The organism is Amycolatopsis sp. NPDC054798, assembly GCF_053611505.1.
Window position 1 is genome coordinate 105,752 of record NZ_JBSHAM010000001.1, and the last position, 16,736, is coordinate 122,487.

17 protein-coding genes are annotated in these 16,736 nt (G+C 69.6%); 10 read left to right on the plus strand and 7 right to left on the minus strand.

The features are described 5' to 3' along the window. Nucleotides 1–20: 20 nt before the first annotated feature. From ACWGIC_RS00525 to ACWGIC_RS00540, 4 genes are all read left to right on the plus strand, one after another. Complete coding sequence (locus ACWGIC_RS00525) at nucleotides 21–857, plus strand: patatin-like phospholipase family protein (RefSeq protein WP_452073741.1); 837 nt, start codon at nucleotides 21–23, stop codon at nucleotides 855–857. 467 nt (nucleotides 858–1,324) lie between these two features. Continuing rightward, nucleotides 1,325–1,801, plus strand: a complete 477-nt coding sequence (locus ACWGIC_RS00530) for an NADPH-dependent FMN reductase (protein ID WP_452073917.1) — start codon at nucleotides 1,325–1,327, stop codon at nucleotides 1,799–1,801. Nucleotides 1,802–1,987: 186 nt separating this feature from the next. Next, nucleotides 1,988–2,848, plus strand: a complete 861-nt coding sequence (locus ACWGIC_RS00535) for a class I SAM-dependent methyltransferase (protein WP_452073742.1) — start codon at nucleotides 1,988–1,990, stop codon at nucleotides 2,846–2,848. 101 nt (nucleotides 2,849–2,949) lie between these two features. Continuing rightward, the gene (locus ACWGIC_RS00540; protein ID WP_452073743.1) at nucleotides 2,950–3,648 is read left to right on the plus strand and encodes a DUF2334 domain-containing protein; all 699 of its coding nucleotides are present in this window, start codon (nucleotides 2,950–2,952) and stop codon (nucleotides 3,646–3,648) included. Here ACWGIC_RS00540 and ACWGIC_RS00545 read toward each other — a convergent pair. Beyond that, nucleotides 3,645–4,280: an MBL fold metallo-hydrolase gene (locus ACWGIC_RS00545; protein ID WP_452073744.1), complete on the minus strand. Its 636-nt coding sequence runs from the start codon at nucleotides 4,278–4,280 to the stop codon at nucleotides 3,645–3,647. The two genes, ACWGIC_RS00540 and ACWGIC_RS00545, sit on opposite strands and share 4 nt — an antisense overlap. A gap of 199 nt (nucleotides 4,281–4,479) precedes the next feature. On the opposite strand from ACWGIC_RS00545, the gene ACWGIC_RS00550 reads away from it, so the two are divergent. After that, a complete protein-coding gene (locus tag ACWGIC_RS00550) occupies nucleotides 4,480–5,976 on the plus strand; it encodes an aldehyde dehydrogenase family protein (protein ID WP_452073745.1) in 1,497 nt (498 codons plus the stop codon). Nucleotides 5,977–5,985: 9 nt separating this feature from the next. Beyond that, nucleotides 5,986–7,149, plus strand: a complete 1,164-nt coding sequence (locus tag ACWGIC_RS00555) for a lactate 2-monooxygenase (protein ID WP_452073746.1) — start codon at nucleotides 5,986–5,988, stop codon at nucleotides 7,147–7,149. A gap of 3 nt (nucleotides 7,150–7,152) precedes the next feature. Here the strand turns inward: ACWGIC_RS00555 and ACWGIC_RS00560 are convergent, their stop codons facing one another. After that, entirely contained in the window at nucleotides 7,153–7,494 is a 342-nt protein-coding gene (locus ACWGIC_RS00560; RefSeq protein WP_452073747.1) for a hypothetical protein, read from the minus strand. A gap of 39 nt (nucleotides 7,495–7,533) precedes the next feature. Further along, entirely contained in the window at nucleotides 7,534–9,651 is a 2,118-nt protein-coding gene (locus ACWGIC_RS00565) for a DPP IV N-terminal domain-containing protein (protein WP_452073748.1), read from the minus strand. Nucleotides 9,652–9,860: 209 nt separating this feature from the next. On the opposite strand from ACWGIC_RS00565, the gene ACWGIC_RS00570 reads away from it, so the two are divergent. Further along, entirely contained in the window at nucleotides 9,861–10,589 is a 729-nt protein-coding gene (locus tag ACWGIC_RS00570) for a helix-turn-helix domain-containing protein (protein ID WP_452073749.1), read from the plus strand. Nucleotides 10,590–10,607: 18 nt separating this feature from the next. After that, nucleotides 10,608–11,786: a glycosyltransferase 87 family protein gene (locus ACWGIC_RS00575; RefSeq protein WP_452073750.1), complete on the plus strand. Its 1,179-nt coding sequence runs from the start codon at nucleotides 10,608–10,610 to the stop codon at nucleotides 11,784–11,786. Here ACWGIC_RS00575 and ACWGIC_RS00580 read toward each other — a convergent pair. From ACWGIC_RS00580 to ACWGIC_RS00590, 3 genes are all read right to left on the minus strand, one after another. Beyond that, nucleotides 11,783–12,595: a class I SAM-dependent methyltransferase gene (locus ACWGIC_RS00580; RefSeq protein ID WP_452073751.1), complete on the minus strand. Its 813-nt coding sequence runs from the start codon at nucleotides 12,593–12,595 to the stop codon at nucleotides 11,783–11,785. The genes ACWGIC_RS00575 and ACWGIC_RS00580 overlap by 4 nt on opposite strands. Then, a complete protein-coding gene (locus ACWGIC_RS00585) occupies nucleotides 12,592–14,172 on the minus strand; it encodes a GMC family oxidoreductase (RefSeq protein WP_452073752.1) in 1,581 nt (526 codons plus the stop codon). Before ACWGIC_RS00585 ends, ACWGIC_RS00580 begins: the two co-directional genes overlap by 4 nt. Before the next feature lie 82 nt (nucleotides 14,173–14,254). Further along, nucleotides 14,255–15,154, minus strand: a complete 900-nt coding sequence (locus ACWGIC_RS00590) for a hypothetical protein (protein WP_452073753.1) — start codon at nucleotides 15,152–15,154, stop codon at nucleotides 14,255–14,257. Between the two features lie 93 nt (nucleotides 15,155–15,247). Between ACWGIC_RS00590 and purS the strand changes: the two genes are divergently transcribed. Together purS and purQ are read left to right on the plus strand one after the other, a co-directional pair. Further along, entirely contained in the window at nucleotides 15,248–15,487 is a 240-nt protein-coding gene (purS, locus tag ACWGIC_RS00595) for a phosphoribosylformylglycinamidine synthase subunit PurS (protein ID WP_037808692.1), read from the plus strand. Next, a complete protein-coding gene (gene purQ / locus ACWGIC_RS00600) occupies nucleotides 15,484–16,161 on the plus strand; it encodes a phosphoribosylformylglycinamidine synthase subunit PurQ (protein ID WP_452073754.1) in 678 nt (225 codons plus the stop codon). The genes purS and purQ overlap by 4 nt, the downstream gene beginning before the upstream one ends. Before the next feature lie 63 nt (nucleotides 16,162–16,224). Here purQ and ACWGIC_RS00605 read toward each other — a convergent pair whose 3' ends face one another. Continuing rightward, on the minus strand, nucleotides 16,225–16,644 hold the full coding sequence (locus ACWGIC_RS00605; RefSeq protein ID WP_452073755.1) for a pyridoxamine 5'-phosphate oxidase: 420 nt from the start codon (nucleotides 16,642–16,644) through the stop codon (nucleotides 16,225–16,227). Nucleotides 16,645–16,736: the final 92 nt, after the last annotated feature.

Sequence of the window (16,736 nt, forward strand, 5' to 3'; positions counted from 1 at the left end):
ACACCGGTGAGAGGAGCGGCATGAGCCGAGCTTTGGTGTTGGGCGGCGGTGGCGTCGCCGGGATCGCGTGGACGACCGGTTTGCTGGCCGGGCTCGCGGAAGCGGGCCAGGACGTGACCGGAGCCGACGTGCTGATCGGCACGTCGGCGGGCGCGGCGGTGGCGGCGCAGCTGGGCAGCGGACTGCCGCTGCCGCAGTTGTACGCGCGGCAGACCGATCCGGCTGTGCAAGCGGCGGAGATCGCGGCCGAGTTCGACCCGGAAAAGTTCGGCGAGGAGTTCGCCGCGGTGCTGGCCGGCGGCGGCACCGCGGCGGACATCCGCGCAGCGGTGGGAAAATACGCATTGGCCGCGGAAACCGTACCGGAACCGCGGCGGCGCGCGGTGATCGAATCCCGTCTGCCGTCCCACGATTGGCCCGAGCGTGCGGTGAAAATCGTTGCGGTGGAAGCGGAAACGGGTGAACCTGTGGTGTTCGACCGTGCGTCCGGCGTCCCGCTGGTCGCCGCGGTGGCGGCGAGCTGCGCGTTGCCCGGCATCTGGCCGGCAGTGCCGATCAACGGCAGGCGTTACGTCGACGGCGGCATCCGCTCCTCCGCGAACGCCGACTACGCAACAGGTTTCGCCGAGGTGACGGTGGTTGTCCCGATGGGTGCGGCGGAGGTGCTCCCGACGGAGCGGCCGTTCGAACAGGTGCTGGCGGATCTCCGCGCGGCAGGCGCGAAGGTGGCGGTGCTGGAGCCGGACGAGGCCTCGGTCGCGGCGATCGGGCCGAACCCGATGGACCCGGAAACCCGAGCGGCAGCCGCGGCGGCCGGATTGGCGCAGGGTCAACGAGACGGGGTGGTGTGGGAGTGAGGGTGGTGCGCAGTCCGGTGGCTGGTCAGTAGCGAAGAAACACCAGGGCGGGTCCGTCGCCGGCAGTGATCTCGGAGGGCCAAACGCGAGGCTCGGTGCCGTCGATGTGACGGCTGTTCCGGAGGCTTTACTCCGCTGTTTCAGGCCAATTCGCCACTGATCGCCCACTGTCCTGCGTTGCTCGGCACGGGAAATCAGGTCGATCGGGCGTTTCCGCGGCAGATTTCGGACGGATGACCAAGGCTGCCGCCCTGCGTGTAGCCACTGGCACGCTTCAGAATCGTGTCCACGCCGAGGCGGCCGGTGCTGACGGTGTGCGGCAATCGCGTTCGCGCGGTAGCAGCGGGTGAACGTCAGGTGCCTCCGGACAAAGGCGATCCCGCGGCGGCGTCCGCGCTGGCACACTGGGCTTCGTGCTTCTGCTCATCAGCGGCAGTCTGCGGGCCGGTTCGGTCAACACGGCTGTCATCGCGACCGCGGCCGGGTTCACGCCGTCCACTGTGTACGGCGGGCTCGCCGGGCTGCCGCACTTCAATCCGGACCACGACCGGGACCCGCTGCCCGCCGAGGTCGCGGCGTTGCGGGAGGCGATCGGGGCGGCGGACGGCGTCCTGTTCTGCACCCCTGAGTACGCCGGCGGCCTGCCGGGTTCGTTCAAGAACCTGCTCGACTGGACCATCGGCGGCGGCGAGATGTACGGCAAACCTGTCGCGTGGATCAACGCGTCTTCGGTCGCCGCGCCGACCGGGGGCACCGACGCGCACGCGTCTCTCCGCAAGACGCTCACCTACGCGGGCACCCGCATCGTCGACGACGCTTGTGCTCGAATCCCGATTCCCCGTCAGGCGGTCGAGGACGGGGCTCTTGTCGACCCCGACCTGCGCGGGCGGATCGCGGTCGCGGTGCGCCGTCTGGTGGAGGCGGCCAAACCGGTCAATCCGTGAGCTGCTGAGCCCGGATCCCGCACCTCCCCGGGCAAGACAGCGACCTGCCCAGACCGCATGATCAGCCTCGGTGTTTCGCCTGGCGCAGAACGTAATCCGCCGGGGGTGTCTCCATCGAGCCATGGTGCGGCGGCGAGCGCGAAAATCGGTGGCCCTGCGGCTTTTGCCCGGTTAGCGTCCGCGAGAGTGAGCTACGAGCATCCTCTCGCCTACCTCATCGGCATCGAAGGAACCGCGCTGCTCCGCGCGTTCACCGGCGAGCACGACCGCGAGTTCGTCGAAGCGCGACTGGCCGAGATCCGCGCACTGCTGGCCGACCACGACCTAGCCGACGGCGTTGAAGTCACCCAGCTCGCCCCACGAGACGGTTACGCCCGCTGGGCGGCCGCGTACGACTCCGGCGAAAACGCCGCCTTCGCCGACGAGCCCTACCTCGCGGAGATTCTCGACGCCATCCCGCCGGGCCGCGCACTTGACGCTGCCTGCGGCACCGGACGTCTCACCCGTCTTCTGGTCGAACGCGGCCACCACGTCGTCGCCGTCGACGGGTCGCCCGAGATGCTCAGTCACGCCAAGGCCGACTCGACCCTGGTCGCCGACCTGCGCGAACTCCCGGTCGACGACGGTTCGCAGGACGTCGTGCTCTGCGGTCTCGCCCTGTCGCACGTGCCGGACCTGGCTCCGGTGATCGCGGAGTTCGCTCGCGTCCTCGCCCCTGGTGGGCACCTCGTCCTCTCCGACGTGCACCCCGAGCAGGTCCAGCGCGGATCGATCCCGTCCGTACGCACGGCCGACGGCGCCCCGGCCCGAGTACGCACGAGCTACCACCGCGTCGGCGACTACCTGCGTGCGTTCCTCGCCGCGGGCCTCGCCCCGGTGAGCTGCCAGGAGCCGACGCCCGCACCGGCCCCGCCGCGGCACGTTCCCGGCGGCGGGCCGTGGGACCTCTGGCCGTGGTCACTCAACGGCCTGGTCCCGGACGCCTTGGCGGCGGCAGCGAAAGACGTGCCGTCGATGCTCATCTGGCACTGCCGCAAAGCCGCCTAAACCGCACGCCAACCCCGGCAGTGACTGTCCGCCGCGTAAGTCTCACTCGCAGTTCACGATGCGGTCAGGCGATCGCCACACGGCTGCGGCGCAATGGTGGCGTGGATGCTCGCCTGCTGGTCTCGCTGTCCGGGGTCACCACGCGCACGCTGCACCGGTGTGCGCATCTGGCGGCCGAACTCGAACGTCGGCACGTCCCGCTGTCGATTCTGCATGTCGCGCGCACCGAAGACGGACCTGTCACGGCCTGGGTCCGTACGCGCGCCGCAGCGGGCGACTCGGTGCTGCTCAACGGCTACGACCACCGCATCCCGCCGACGCATCGCGCCGTGCACCTGGGCCGTAAGGCCGAGTTCGCCGCGCTCCCCGCGCACGAAGCGCGGCTTCGGCTCATCGCCGCGAAGGCGGCTCTCGACGCGACAGGCGTGACCGTTGACGGCTTCGCGCCGCCGCGGTGGCTCGCGTCGCCCGGCACCGTACAGGCGTTGCGGGAGCACGGCTTCACGCTGTGCGCCGACCAGAACGCTGTTCGAGACCTGGTGACCGGCGAGACCCGGCGCGCCCGCGTACAGGACTTCACGAGCCAGTCGCACCGTACGGAGACTGTCCGTTGCTTCGCGCTCGTACTGGCCTCCGCCCGGGCCGCGCGCCGAGGCGGGCTGGTGCGGCTCGGCATCGATGCCGTCGACCTCAGCCGCCCCGGCTTGCGGCAGGCGTTGCTGGACGCGGTGGACGTCGCCCTCGAAAACCGGGCCTTCGGGAGCACCTACGGCTCCCTGCGCCACACCGCTCCCGCCTAGACCTCCGTCGCGACGCCTCGCTCTAGCACCTGCACCTCGGTGCCCTCCGGTGCGAGGTTCTGGAACAGCCCGTAGTGCATCGCCGGGTTGGCCAGCACTGCCTCGTGGATCGGCACCGAGCGGCGCGGCGCGACCGCGCGCAGGAAGTCCACCGCTTCGCCCGCCTTCAGCCACGGGGCGCCGGTGGGCAGGCCGAGCACGTCGACCTTCTGCTCGGGCACGAAGAACGAGTCGCCCGGGTGGTAGAACGCGCCGTGGTCGACGAGGTAGCCGATGTTCGGGATCACCGGGATGTCGGCGTGGATCACCGCGTGCTCGCCGCCGACGACCGACACCGACGTGCCGCCGAACTCGAACGCGTCGCCGGGCTTGGCGACCTCGAACTCCAGGTGCAGCTTCTCGATCGCCTCGGCCGAACCCGGGTCGACGATCAGTTTCGCGTCCGGGTTCGCCTCGAGCAGGCCGGGCAGCCGTTCGACGTCGAGGTGGTCGAAGTGCTGGTGGGTGATCAGCACCGCGGACAGTTCGCGCTCGGCCTCGAAGCCGGTGGAGAACGTGCCCGGGTCGAGCAGAATCCGCTCCGCGGCGGTCTCGAGCAGTACGCAGGAATGTCCGAAATGGACGATCCGCATCAGGTTTTCTCCTTACCAGATTGGTCGGCTCAACCCTACGCTTCGGCACCGGTCCGGCACCGCCGTCCAGCGCGGCCTCCCGGCCGGAGGACTTTCCGCGCCCGCTCGCGGATGACATGCTGGCGGGAAGCCCGGGCAACTGTTGGCAGAGTGTCAGCAACCTCGTAGCCTGGGGGTTCACCGAGACGGGGAGACGCCGATGACCGCGGTCCAGCCGAAGCCGACGCCCGTCGGCGAGACGTTCGATTCGCTCAGCCCGGCCACCGACGAGGTCGTCGGCACCTACCCGGTGCACACGGCCGACGAGGTCGGCGCCGCCGTCGAGCGGGCTAGGGCGGCCGCACGCTGGTGGGACGGCCTCGGCTTCGCCGGGCGCGCGGAGCGGCTGCAGCGCTGGAAGGGCGTGCTCACCCGGCGGCTGCCGCAGCTATGCCAGGTCGTGCGCGACGAAACCGGCAAGCCGATCGCGGACGCCCAGCTCGAGAGCGTGCTGGCGATCGAGCACATCGCGTGGGCGGCGAAGAACGCCCGCAAGGTGCTCGGCAAGCACCGCCGCTCGTCCGGCCTGCTGATGGCTAACCAGGCCGCGACCGTCGAATACCTCCCGCTCGGCGTCGTCGGCGTGATCGGGCCCTGGAACTACCCGGTGTTCACCCCGCTCGGCTCCATCGCCTACGCGCTGGCCGCGGGCAACGCCGTCGTGTTCAAGCCGAGCGAGTTCACCCCCGGCGTCGGGAAATGGCTGGTCGACGCGTTCACCGAGATCGTGCCCGAGCAGCCGGTGCTGCAGCTGATCACCGGGTTCGGCGAGACCGGAGCCGCGCTGGTCGGCTCCGGCGTCGACAAGATCGCGTTCACCGGCTCCGCGGCCACCGGCAAGAAGATCATGGCCGCCGCCGCGAACACGCTCACCCCGGTCGTGATCGAGGCGGGCGGCAAGGACGCGCTGCTGGTCGACGCGGACGCGGACCTCGAAGCGGCGGCCGACGCCACCGTCTGGGGCGCGTTCTCCAACTCCGGCCAGACCTGCGTCGGCGTCGAGCGCGTCTACGTGCACGAGCGGGTGGCCGACGAGTTCCTCGCGCGGGTCGTCGAGAAGGCGAAGAACGTGCGCGCCGGCTCCGACGAGGACGCGCAGTACGGCCCGATCACCATGCCGTCGCAGCTCTCGGTGATCCGCCGGCACATCGAGGACGCGCTGAACCGGGGCGGAAAAGCGCTGGTCGGCGGCGTGGAGAGCGTCGGCGACCGCTACGTCCAGCCGACCGTGCTGGTCGACGTCCCGGAGGACTCCGAGGCGGTGCGCGAGGAGACGTTCGGCCCCACGGTCACCATCGCCAAGGTCCGCGACATGGACGAAGCGGTCGAGAAGGCCAACGCGACCAAGTACGGCCTCGGTTCCACGGTGTTCTCGCGGGCGCGCGGCGCCGAGCTGGCGTCGCGGCTGCGAGCGGGCATGACCGCGGTGAACGCGCCGCTGTCGTTCGCCGGCATCGCGTCGCTGCCCTTCGGCGGCGTCGGCGATTCCGGGTTCGGGCGGATCCACGGCCCGGAAGGACTGCGCGAGTTCGCCCGCCCGAAGGCCGTGGCCCGGCAGCGGTTCACCGCGCCGCTCACGCTCACTTCCTTCTCCCGCAAGGAAACCACGGACGCGCTGGTCGCCAAGCTGATCACCGTCCTGCACGGCAAGCGTTAAGGAGAACTGTTGCCCGGCTTCGGCGATTTCCAGCACGAGATCTACTTCGCCGGATTGTCCGGCCGTGTCCCGGACCTGCCGATGGCGTACGCGGAGCTGGAAGCGCGTGCGGCACAGGCACTTCCGCCGTCGGTGCTGTCCTATGTGGCCGGCGGTGCGGGGGACGAGCGCACCCAGCGCGGGAACGTCGAGGCGTTCGAGCGCTGGGGCCTGGTCCCGCGGATGTTCGTCGGCGCGAACGAACGCGACCTGTCGGTGGACCTGTTCGGGATGAAGCTGCCGTCACCGCTTTTCCTCGCTCCGGTCGGGGTGATCGGCCTGTGCGCGCAGGACGGTCACGGCGATCTCGCCACCGCGAGGGCCAGCGCGCGAACGGGCGTGCCGATGGTCGCTTCGACACTCAGCGTCGACCCGATCGAAACGCTCGTCCCGGAACTGGGCGACACCCCGGGCTTCTTTCAGCTGTACACGCCCACCGACCGCGACCTCGCCGCCTCGCTCGTGCAACGCGCCGAGGCAGCGGGTTTCCGCGGCATCGTCGTCACGCTCGACACCTGGGTCACCGGCTGGCGTCCGCGTGACCTGTCCACGGCGAACTTCCCGCAGCTGCGCGGGCATTGCCTGGCCAACTACTTCACCGACCCGGTGTTCCAGAAACGGCTCGGCAAGGCCCCGGAGGACGACCCGGCGGCCGCCGTCGGGCTGTGGGCCCAGCTCTTCGGCAACCCGCTGACCTGGGACGATCTGCCCTGGCTGCGGTCGCTGACGAAGCTTCCGCTGCTGGTCAAAGGCATTCAGCATCCCGACGACGCCCGCCGCGCCATCGACGGCGGGGTCGACGGGATCTACTGCTCGAACCACGGCGGACGGCAGGCCAACGGCGGTCTCCCGGCGCTGGACTGCCTGGCCGAAGTGGTCGATGCCTCCGGCGGCACGCCGGTGCTGTTCGACTCCGGCGTTCGCTCCGGAGCCGACGTGGTCAAGGCGCTGGCCTTGGGCGCGACCGCGGTGGGCGTCGGCCGTCCGTACGCCTGGGGTCTTTCGCTGGCCGGCGAGGACGGCGTTGTCCATGTTCTGCGCACCTTGCTCGCTGAAGCTGACCTGATCATGGCGGTGGACGGCTATCCGACCTTGGCGGACCTCACCCGCGAGGCCCTGCGGCGGGTCGGATAGCCCTCACGAGGGGAGGAAGTACCCCTCGCTCTCGTCCCACGGGATATCGAAGTCGTCCAGGTGCACGCGCCATTCCGCGTCCGGGAGGGCGCGGCGCAGCTCGGTCACCGAGCCCAGCACCCGCTCCAGCACCGGCATCACCCGGTCGGGATCGAACGGGAGCTTGGTGGACCCGGCCACGATCGCGTCCGGCTCACTGCTGCCCTCCTCGTACAGGAAGAGGCATTCCTCGTCCTGGTACGGGAAAGCCGACTGGTGGGCGGTGACGATGCGCTCGACAGCGGCCGTCTCGGTCGAGGTGAGCGCGGTCGTCCGGCTCGCGTCGTAGTAGAGGGAAGTGCTCATGGCGCAACCGTAGCGAGGGGGTCCGACAAAAACGGACAATCAGGCGAACAGTTCGCTCAGCAGCTCCGGGTCGAGGACGATCGGCGCGGGCCGATACGCGGGCGGCTGCTCGCCCAGCAGCTCACGCACCAGGAAATCCCAGCCGCGCGCGCGGACATACGACAGGCAGTCGATGAACACGTGCTCGGCCCCGGGCACGATGAGCAGTTCGAAGTCCTTGTTCGCCGCGATCAGCCGATCCGCCAGCCGGAGCGTGTTGTCCGGATGCACCCGGTCGTCCATCTCGCCGTGCACGAGCAACAGCTTGCCCGCCAGCCGATCCGCGATCTCCACATTGGACGTGGCCGCCCAAGCCTTCGGATTGTCCGCGCCGTCGTACGCCTCCACGAAGTCCAGGCTGAAATGCTGCGCGTCGTGCGAACCGGACAACGCGACGCCAACCCGGTAGACCTCGGGGTAGTCCAGCATCGCCCGCACCGTCGCGAATCCGCCGCCGGAATGCCCGAACGCGCCCACCCGGTCCAGATCCATCCACGGCCGCGTCTCGGCGAGCTGCCGCATCGCCGCGAGGTGGTCGTCCAGGCTGCCCGCGTCGGCGAGCTTGCCGTAAGACGCGTCGTGGAACGCCTTGTTCCGGCCCGGCGTGCCGCGGCCGTCCACGGCTAGCACCACAAAGCCCAGTGCGGCAAGGGGTTCCGCGTCCAGGCCCATGCCGCCCGGGTCGAAGGACGGCGACACTCGGGTGACCTGCGGACCCGGGTAGATGTTGTCCACGACCGGATACTTCTTGGCCGGATCGAAGCCGTGCGGCCGGTACAGCACGCCGTAGATGTCGGTGACTCCGTCGGCTGCCTTGACGCGGAACGGTTCCGGCGGCGTCCAGCCGGTCGCGGCGAGCTTCGTGATGTCCGCCCGCTCCAGCTCGACCAGCACCCGGCCGGACCAGTCGCGGACCGTCGCCACCGGCGGAGTGTCCACAGTGGAGGCCGAGTCGACGAAGTACGCCGAGTTGGCCGCCACCGTGACGACGTGGTCCAGCGAATCGTCGGTCACCTTGGCGAATCCGGTGCCGTCCAACCCGATCCGGCACACCGTGCGCCGGTACGGGTCCTCTTCGACCAGTCCGGAAGCGATGAAGTACACCGTCTCCGCGTCGACGTGCAGGATCTGCCGCACCGCCCAGTCGCCCGAGGTGACCTGGTTCAGCAGCTCGCCGGTGTGCAGGTCGTAGCGGTACAGGTGGCCCCAGTCGTCGCGCTGCGAGTACCACAGCACCTCGTTCTCCAGCACTCGCACGATCGGCGGCTGGTACATCCACTGGGTGGGCTCGACGCGGGTCGGCCCGGTTTCGCTGAGCACCGTGGTGACCTCGCCGGTCGACGGGTCCATCCGGTGCAGGGTGAGGGTGCGCCGGTCGCGCGGCTGGCGGAGGAAGTACACCGCCGAGCCGTCCTCGGCCCACCACGCCCACTTGGCCGTCACCGGCGACATCATCGGCGCGAGCAGCGGTTCGGCCTGCGCGCGGACCGTCGTGCCGGTGGCGACGTCCAGCACCACCAGTTCGGCCAGCGCCATCGTCTCGTCGCCGGTGTACGGGTAGCGCTGAGTGTGCAGCGCCGGTGCGCTGCCGTCCGCGGGCCGGGATTCGAGCAGATGCGTCTCGCGGACCTCCCGCTCGTCCGTCTGGTGGGTCAGCACCTTGGTCGAATCCGGCGACCACGCCACCGCGGGCGGCAGGTGCGGCAGGCCGAACTTCCGCAGCAGGGTGTTGTTGCCGAGGCTTTCCGGGCTGGTGCCGTACTGGTAACTGGGCGCACCGTCGGTGGTCAGCGGCCATTCGCGGGCGCCGGACACCGCCCACAGGTCCGCGCCGCGCTGGGACACCGCGACCTTGCCGTCCGGCGAGGGCACGTCCAGCGGGCCGCCCGGCGGCGGCGTGGCGGGCAGCTGAGCAGGGTCGAAGTCCGGGGTGCGCGTTCCCGCGGCCGGGTCGACGAGGAAGAACTTCTTGCTGTCGCCGTGGTTGACGGCGTACCAGAACCGCGCGCCACCGTCGATCCACTGTGGACGGACACGGTCGCCGACCACCAGTTCGCCGGGACGGGCGAGGCGGCGCAGGAGCAGTTCGGCGGCTTGGTAGTTCTCGGTGGTCGTCATGCTCGGGTTCCTTCCCCCAGTTTGTTTCTGACCCTAGAAACGCTACGTTGCGTTTCCAACGTTTGCCAACATGCTTGTTGCGTTTTCAAGGCGTAAATGCAGGTGAAAGCCAGTGCATCGTTGCAACGGACGCTAAAGTCAACGCAACGGTGGCGTTGCAATGGAAGTAAGATCAACGCTATCGTCGGCGGAGAGCGAAGGAGAACACGATGCCCGGTGGCAGGCTCACTCAGCAGGAACGTCATCAGATCGCGCAAGGGCTCGCCGACGGTCTCGCGTACGCGGAGATCGCACGCGGGCTGGAGCGGCCGACCTCGACGGTCACGCGCGAGGTGCTGCGCAACGGCGGCCCGGCCGGCTATCGCGCCGACCTCGCCCAGCACGCGACTGAACACCGTGCCCACCGGAGCAGGCAGTCGGCTTCCCGCCGGGCTCGCCCGGTCCCGCCGGAGGGCGGCCGCGACGCCGAGGCGGTGCGCGAGTACGAGGAGTCGTTCGCCACGGTCTTCACCGACGCCGGGCTGCCCAAAATGACCGCCCGGCTGCTGGTCGCGCTCTTCACCACCGATTCCGGCGGCCTCACCGCGGCCGAACTCGTCCGGCGGCTGCAGGTCAGCCCCGCGTCGGTGTCGAAGGCGATCGCGTTCCTCGAACACCAAGGCCTGGTCCGCCGGGTGCGCGACGAGGGCCGCCGCGAGCGCTACGTGGTCGACGACGACGTCTTCTACGAATCGATCATGTCCACGGTCCGGGCCAACCTCCGCCTCGCCGAAACCGCGCGTCGCGGAGTGGAGGTGCTGGGGCCGGACACGCAGGCGGCTGTCCGGTTGGAGGGCATCGCACGGTTTGTCGACGTCGTCGCGGACAGCATCCGCCGTTCCGCGGACGAGGCGCGCGACATCCTGCACGCCTACCGGGCAGAGCGTGCGGAGCGCTGACTTACAATCGCCGCCCGTATGTGGTCGCAAGGAAAAGCCGGGCGGATCCTCGCTCTGCTGTCAGCCGTCGGCGCGATAGCGCTCGTCACGGTCGCAGCGGTCGTAGTCAGCAGCTTCCATCCGGTTGACCTGCAGGTCTACCGATTCGGCGCGGACGCCGTCGACCGCGGCGGCGACCTTTACGGCGCCCTCCCCAGCACCACGGCAGGGTCCATGCTGCCGTTCATCTACCCGCCGTTCGCCGCGATTCTCTTCTCTGCCCTGGCGATTCCGCCGCTGCCCGTCGCGTCCGTTTTGCTCGACCTGGTCTCCGCCGCGTCGCTCTTGGCCGTCCTGTACGTCGTCGTCCGCCGCCTATGGCAGTCCTGGAACCGTCGCACCGCCGTCGTCACCGCGTCCGCGCTCACCGTTGCCGCACTTGCCTTCGAGCCGGTGCGGTCGACCCTCGCTTTCGGACAGATCAACCTCGTCCTGATGGCACTGGTCGCAGCCGATTGCCTGGCACCCAACCCACGCTGGCCGCGCGGAATACTCGTCGGCCTGGCCGCCGCGATCAAGGTGACGCCCGCTGGTTTCCTGCTGTTCTTCATCCTCGCCAAGGATTTCCGAGCCGCCCGCAACGCACTGCTGACCGGTGCCGGGGCCACCTTGCTCGGCTTCCTGGCCGACCCGCACGCGTCCGTCGAGTACTTCTTCGGCGGTGGCCTCACCGGTGCAGACGGCTTCAGCGGATCGCCCTACGCGACCAACCAGACCATCCAAGGCGCACTGAACCGCCTCGCTCTGCTGCCGCACACCCACGACCTGCTGTGGCTGGCTTTGTCCGCGTTCGTCCTGGTCGCCGCAGTGCTCGTGATGCGACGCGTCGACAGCTCGCTCGCCTTTGCCGTCAACGCGGCGGCTGTGCTAGTTCTGTCTCCGATTTCCTGGTCGCACCACTGGGTTTGGGTGGTGCCCGCAACGCTCGTCCTCGCCGCCCGCGTCCGCACGGTTCGCGCTGGCGCGGCGTTGCTCGCGGGTGCCGCTGTCTTCATCGCCGCGCCGCATACTTTCCTGCCCTCCAGCGGAATGCGGGAACTCGCGTGGACCCCCTGGCAGCACTTGATCGGCGATTCCTATCTGGTTCTCGCCCTGGGTTTCCTTGCCTGGCAGCTGTTCGCGCTGCAACCCGCGCGCGCCCTGGAACCCGCCCGCTAGCCGGAACCGGGCCACACCAGCGTCACCAGCTCCCGGCCGGAAGACCCGAGATCCGGCGGCAGTCCCGGATCGACCCCAAGGTCCAGCAACGCCCGCTCAACCTCGTCGGCCGACTCGGCGGGCAAGCACAATCGCCGCCGCACGACGTCCACTGTGGACGCGAACTCCGCGTATTCCGGCTCCGGCGGCCGTCGCCATTCCACGACTTCCGGCTCGATCCCCACTTCCGCGAGCGCTGCGACACAATCCTCGGCAGTGGGTCCCGTCGGCCGTTTGATGCCGTGAAACCGTTGCCACAACGGATTAAGCTCGGTCAACGGATGCCGCGCGGCCGTCTCGACCACCACCCGCCGCCGGGCCGCCGCAGTGAGCGCCGTAGCGAACGGGGCCAGGTCAGGGACGTTGTAGACCACGTTCCCGCACACCACGACGTCCGCCGTCCCGGCTTCCTCGGCGAGATCCGGCCACCGCCCGGACAACAGCCGATGCTTCACGCCGGCAGCCCGCTCGGCGAACGCCGCGAGCAACTCGTCGTCGGTGTCCACCGCTGTCACAGCGGTGACGTTCGACCGGCCGACCAGGGACAGGCTCGCCGCCCCGGCCGCCGCGCCGATGTCGAGCACCGTGCCCGGTTCCTGCAACGCCTCGACGGCCAGCCGATGCGTCGCCCCGCTCGGCTCGGCGATCTGCCGATCGGCCCGCCGCCGGAACACCTCGCGCGGAAGGACCCACGGCGATTCCGGAGGGTGCACGGTCTCCGGAATCGCCCAGGCGGCAAGGAGATTCCTCCAGGCGGACAGAGCGCTCATCGGCCCCGGATCAAATCCGCCGCCTTCTCCGCCACCATGATCGTCGGCGCGTTGGTGTTCCCCCGCGGCACCACCGGCATCACCGAAGCGTCGACCACCCGCAGCCCCGAAACCCCGCGCACCTTCAACTCCGGATCCACCACCGCGTGCTCGCCGCTGCCCATCGCGCACGTGCCGACGGGGTGATACAGCGTCTGCGTGTTCTCCCGGACGTGCTCGGTCAACGCTTCATCCGACAGCTCATGCGTCGCCGGAAGGAACGGCCGGTCCAGGAATTTCGCCAGCGGACCCGACCGGCCGATCTCGATCAGAGACCGCAACGCCGACTTCACCGCTTCCAGATCGATCGACTCCGCGTAATAAGCCGGGTCGATTTCCGGCTTCCACAACGGGTTCGCTGACTTCAACCGGAGGCGACCACGGCTCGCGACGTCGACCAGCGTGGCCGCGGACGTGAAGCCGGGGCAGGTCGGCTCGCGCATTCCGTTGTCGTAGAACAGCGTCGGAGCCACGTGGATCTGCATGTCCGGCGCGGCCAGGCCGTCGCGGGTCGAGTAGAACGCGCCCGCCTCGCCGATGTTCGACGCGAGCGGGCCGCGTTTGGTCAGCTGGTAGCGCACCAGCCCGGCCGGCGTCGCGGAGTCCGCGATGTCGGTCGTGCCCTTCGTCGACCAGATCACCCCGACCGCCGGGTGGTCGTGCAGGTTGTCGCCGACCCCGGGCAGCGCGGCGACCACGTCGATGCCCAGTTCGCGCAGATGCTCGGCCGGTCCGACGCCGGACAGCATCAGCAGTTGCGGCGAGTTGATCGCACCGCCGGACAGCAGCACCTCGGCGTCCGCGCGGACGGTCGTCGGCACGCCTTTGTCCAGATAGGACACTCCGACCGCGCGCGTGCCCTCGAAGACCACCTGGGTGGCCTGGGCGTTCGTCCGCACCGTGAGGTTCGGCCGGGCCAAAGCAGGCCGCAGGTATGCGTCCGCGGTGGACCAGCGACGGCCGCGTTTGCAGGTGACCTGGTAGAGCCCGGCCCCCTCCTGCGACTCGCCGTTGAAGTCGTCGGTGTGCTTGAGTCCCCACGAAACGGCGCTGTCCACCCACGCGTGCGACAGCTCGTGCGTGAACCGCCGGTCCTCGACGTGCAGTGGGCCGTCCGTCCCGTGCAGCGGACCGCCGAGGCGCTGGTTGCCCTCGGCGCGCTTGAAGTACGGAAGCACGTCGTCCCAGCCCCAGCCGGTGGCTCCGTGCGCATCGCGCCAGCCGTCGTAGTCGGCGCGGTTGCCGCGGATGTAGATCATCGCGTTGATCGACGAGCAGCCGCCGAGCAGCCGGCCGCGCGGCCAGTACGCCGTCTTGCCGGTGTGCTTCTGCTCGACGGTCTCGTAGTTCCAGTCCCACTTCGTCTTGAACAGCGACGCGAACGCCGCCGGGATCCGGACCTCGTCCGCGGTGTCCTCGCCGCCCGCCTCGAGCAGCAGCACCCGTGCGGACGGGTCCTCGCTCAGCCGGTTCGCCAGCACGCAGCCCGCGCTGCCCGCGCCGACGATCACGTAGTCGAAGGAGTCCTGCTCTGGCACGCTGCCTCCCGGTGGTGTTGACACCCTGTCAACGACACATCATGGCGCAGGTCACGCTACGCGCAAGTCCCCGGAAAACCGATCAGTCGGAAGTGGGGTCGAAGGAGGTGACGCACGCGCCGTCCACCGCGTGGTCGTCGGTTTCCACCCGGCCCTCCTTCGCGATGCCGTCGAGCTTGGCGTCGACGTGCACGATGGTCCGGCCCGCCGTCCGCAGCACGTCCGTTTTGCGCGGGGTCAGCTTCGTTTCGCCGTAGATCCACTGCTGGGTGCCGTCGCGGGTGGTGTCCGGCGCGTCCCGGCACATCACCGAGAGCGCCGCCGGGATGTCGCGGGCGTTGACCGCGTCGATGAACTTCATCGCGGCGTCTGTGCCGTCCTTCACCTGGGGTCGCGGCTTCGGATCGGTCGACAGGCTGGCCAGCGGGGCCGGCTCGCCGTCCGCTTTGGCGTCGCGCACGCACCAGCCGTTGCCGTCGGGAATGAGCGCGATGCCGTAGGTGAAGTTCCCCGTGGAGATCGTGGCCGCGCGCTCCTGCTGGCCGGTCGGATGCACCGGATTGCTGATCTTCGCGTCGCCCTTCGCGCTGCGGAAGATCTCGTCGGCGGAGTAAGACCGCTTCGACCGGATCTTGCACCACAGCTGATTCAGCCCGGTCTGCTCGGTGATCGAGTTCGCAACGGACTGGGCCAGTTGCTCCGGAGTGCCCTGCGACGTCGTGTCCAGCTTCTCCTTGAAGAAGCCCGGAGTCACCCAGCCGGTGAACGCGACCGCGCCGCTGAGCACCACGACCGCCGCGCCGAGCGAGATCCACAGCCCGGCCTTCGACTTCTTCTTCGGCGGCTGCGGCGGGTACTGGCCGAAAGGCTGTCCAGGCGGCCCGGCCTGCGGCGGATACTGCTGCGGGTACTGCCCCTGCTGCGGTCCGCGCGGCGGAAAAGGGCCCTGCTGCGGGTAGGGGCCTTGCGGCGGGTGGTTCATGTCTCCCCCTCGATACCGGTCTGTCTGCCGGTCAGGCTAGTGAAGTACGCTTCAACCGCACCCACGACCTGCAGAAATAAGGAGCAGCCAGCCGTGGCTCGAGTCGTTGTCGACGTCATGCCCAAACCCGAGATCCTCGACCCGCAGGGCCAGGCGGTGGCGCGTGCGCTGCCGCGGCTGGGCTTCTCCGGAGTCGCCGACGTGCGCCAGGGGCGGCACTTCGAACTCGAGGTCGACGACGACGTCGATGACGAGACGCTGGCCAAGATGGCCGAGGGCTTCCTCGCCAACCCGGTGATCGAGCAGTGGACGATCCGGCGGGTGGAGGCGTGAGCGCCCGCATCGGCGTCATCACCTTCCCCGGCACGCTCGACGACGGCGACGCCGCCCGCGCGGTCCGCTACGCCGAGGCCGAGGCGGTCTCGCTCTGGCACGCCGACGACGACCTGAAGGGCGTCGACGCGGTCGTCGTCCCCGGCGGTTTCTCCTACGGTGACTACCTGCGCGCCGGCGTGATCGCCCGCTACGCGCCGGTGATGACCTCGGTCATCGAAGCCGCCCGCAAGGGCATGCCGGTGCTCGGCATCTGCAACGGCTTCCAGATCCTGTGCGAGGCCGGTCTGCTGCCCGGCGCGATGATCCGCAACGTCGGCCTGCACTTCGTGTGCCGCGACCAGTGGCTGCGCGTGGACAACAACGCCACCGCGTGGACCTCGCGCTACGAGGCGGGCGCGGAAATCCTGGTGCCGGTCAAGAACAACGACGGCTGCTACGTCGCCGAACAGTCCACTGTGGACATGCTGGAGGCGGAGGGCCGGGTGGCGTTCCGTTACGTCGGCGGCAACCCGAACGGCTCCCGCAACGACATCGCGGGCGTCGCCAGCGAGAACGGCCGCGTGGTCGGCCTCATGCCGCACCCGGAGCACGCGATCGACGCGCTCACCGGCCCGTCCGACGACGGCCTCGGCATTTTCTACAGCGCGGTCGACGCGCTCGTGAAAGCCTGAGCCAAGGTCCGTGAAGGACTCCTTGAGGGAATCTGATTCCCTCAAGGAGTCCTTCACGGCTTTTTACTTGCTGTGGTCGCTGGAGAGCCAGCGCTCGGTGCGCACCCGCACCAGCACCGAGGTCTCCTTGAGCGAGCCCTCGACGAACTGCCGCGCCTCGGCCTCGGACGCGTACCGCGAGGCGATCGCGAGCGCCTGCTCCTCGGTCGGAGCCGAGGAGCGGTCCACGACCGGACCGGACACCGTGACGTACTTGTACGGCTGGGTTTCCTGCTGCACCGTCAGGCTCAACTGGCCCGCCGCCTCGATCGCCCGGTCCTTCGCCGACCCGCGGTCCATCCAGATCAGCAGTTCGCCGCCAGGCTCGTAGTCGTACCAGACCGGCACGGCGAGCGGGGCCGCGCCTTCCCGGCCGATCGACAGCACGCCCACTCGCTCCTCGGCGAGGAACTTCTCTCGTTCGTCCACCGTCATGACCGCCATCCGGCGTCACCCCCAGGGTAGGAAGATCAGGATCCGCTTGGGACCAACGCCGGATCCCAAGCGGACATTCCGTATCTTCTGCCTCGGCTTCG

Bases quoted from the DNA above. Each gene is read 5' to 3' on its own strand.
- ACWGIC_RS00575 (WP_452073750.1), top strand. From the start codon at position 10,608: ATGTGGTCGCAAGGAAAAGCCGGGCGGATCCTCGCTCTGCTGTCAGCC.
- ACWGIC_RS00605 (WP_452073755.1), bottom strand. From the start codon at position 16,644: ATGGCGGTCATGACGGTGGACGAACGAGAGAAGTTCCTCGCCGAGGAG.
- ACWGIC_RS00525 (WP_452073741.1), top strand. From the start codon at position 21: ATGAGCCGAGCTTTGGTGTTGGGCGGCGGTGGCGTCGCCGGGATCGCG.
- ACWGIC_RS00580 (WP_452073751.1), bottom strand. From the start codon at position 12,595: ATGAGCGCTCTGTCCGCCTGGAGGAATCTCCTTGCCGCCTGGGCGATT.
- ACWGIC_RS00545 (WP_452073744.1), bottom strand. From the start codon at position 4,280: ATGCGGATCGTCCATTTCGGACATTCCTGCGTACTGCTCGAGACCGCC.
- ACWGIC_RS00560 (WP_452073747.1), bottom strand. From the start codon at position 7,494: ATGAGCACTTCCCTCTACTACGACGCGAGCCGGACGACCGCGCTCACC.
- ACWGIC_RS00590 (WP_452073753.1), bottom strand. From the start codon at position 15,154: ATGAACCACCCGCCGCAAGGCCCCTACCCGCAGCAGGGCCCTTTTCCG.
- ACWGIC_RS00565 (WP_452073748.1), bottom strand. From the start codon at position 9,651: ATGACGACCACCGAGAACTACCAAGCCGCCGAACTGCTCCTGCGCCGC.
- ACWGIC_RS00550 (WP_452073745.1), top strand. From the start codon at position 4,480: ATGACCGCGGTCCAGCCGAAGCCGACGCCCGTCGGCGAGACGTTCGAT.
- ACWGIC_RS00570 (WP_452073749.1), top strand. From the start codon at position 9,861: ATGCCCGGTGGCAGGCTCACTCAGCAGGAACGTCATCAGATCGCGCAA.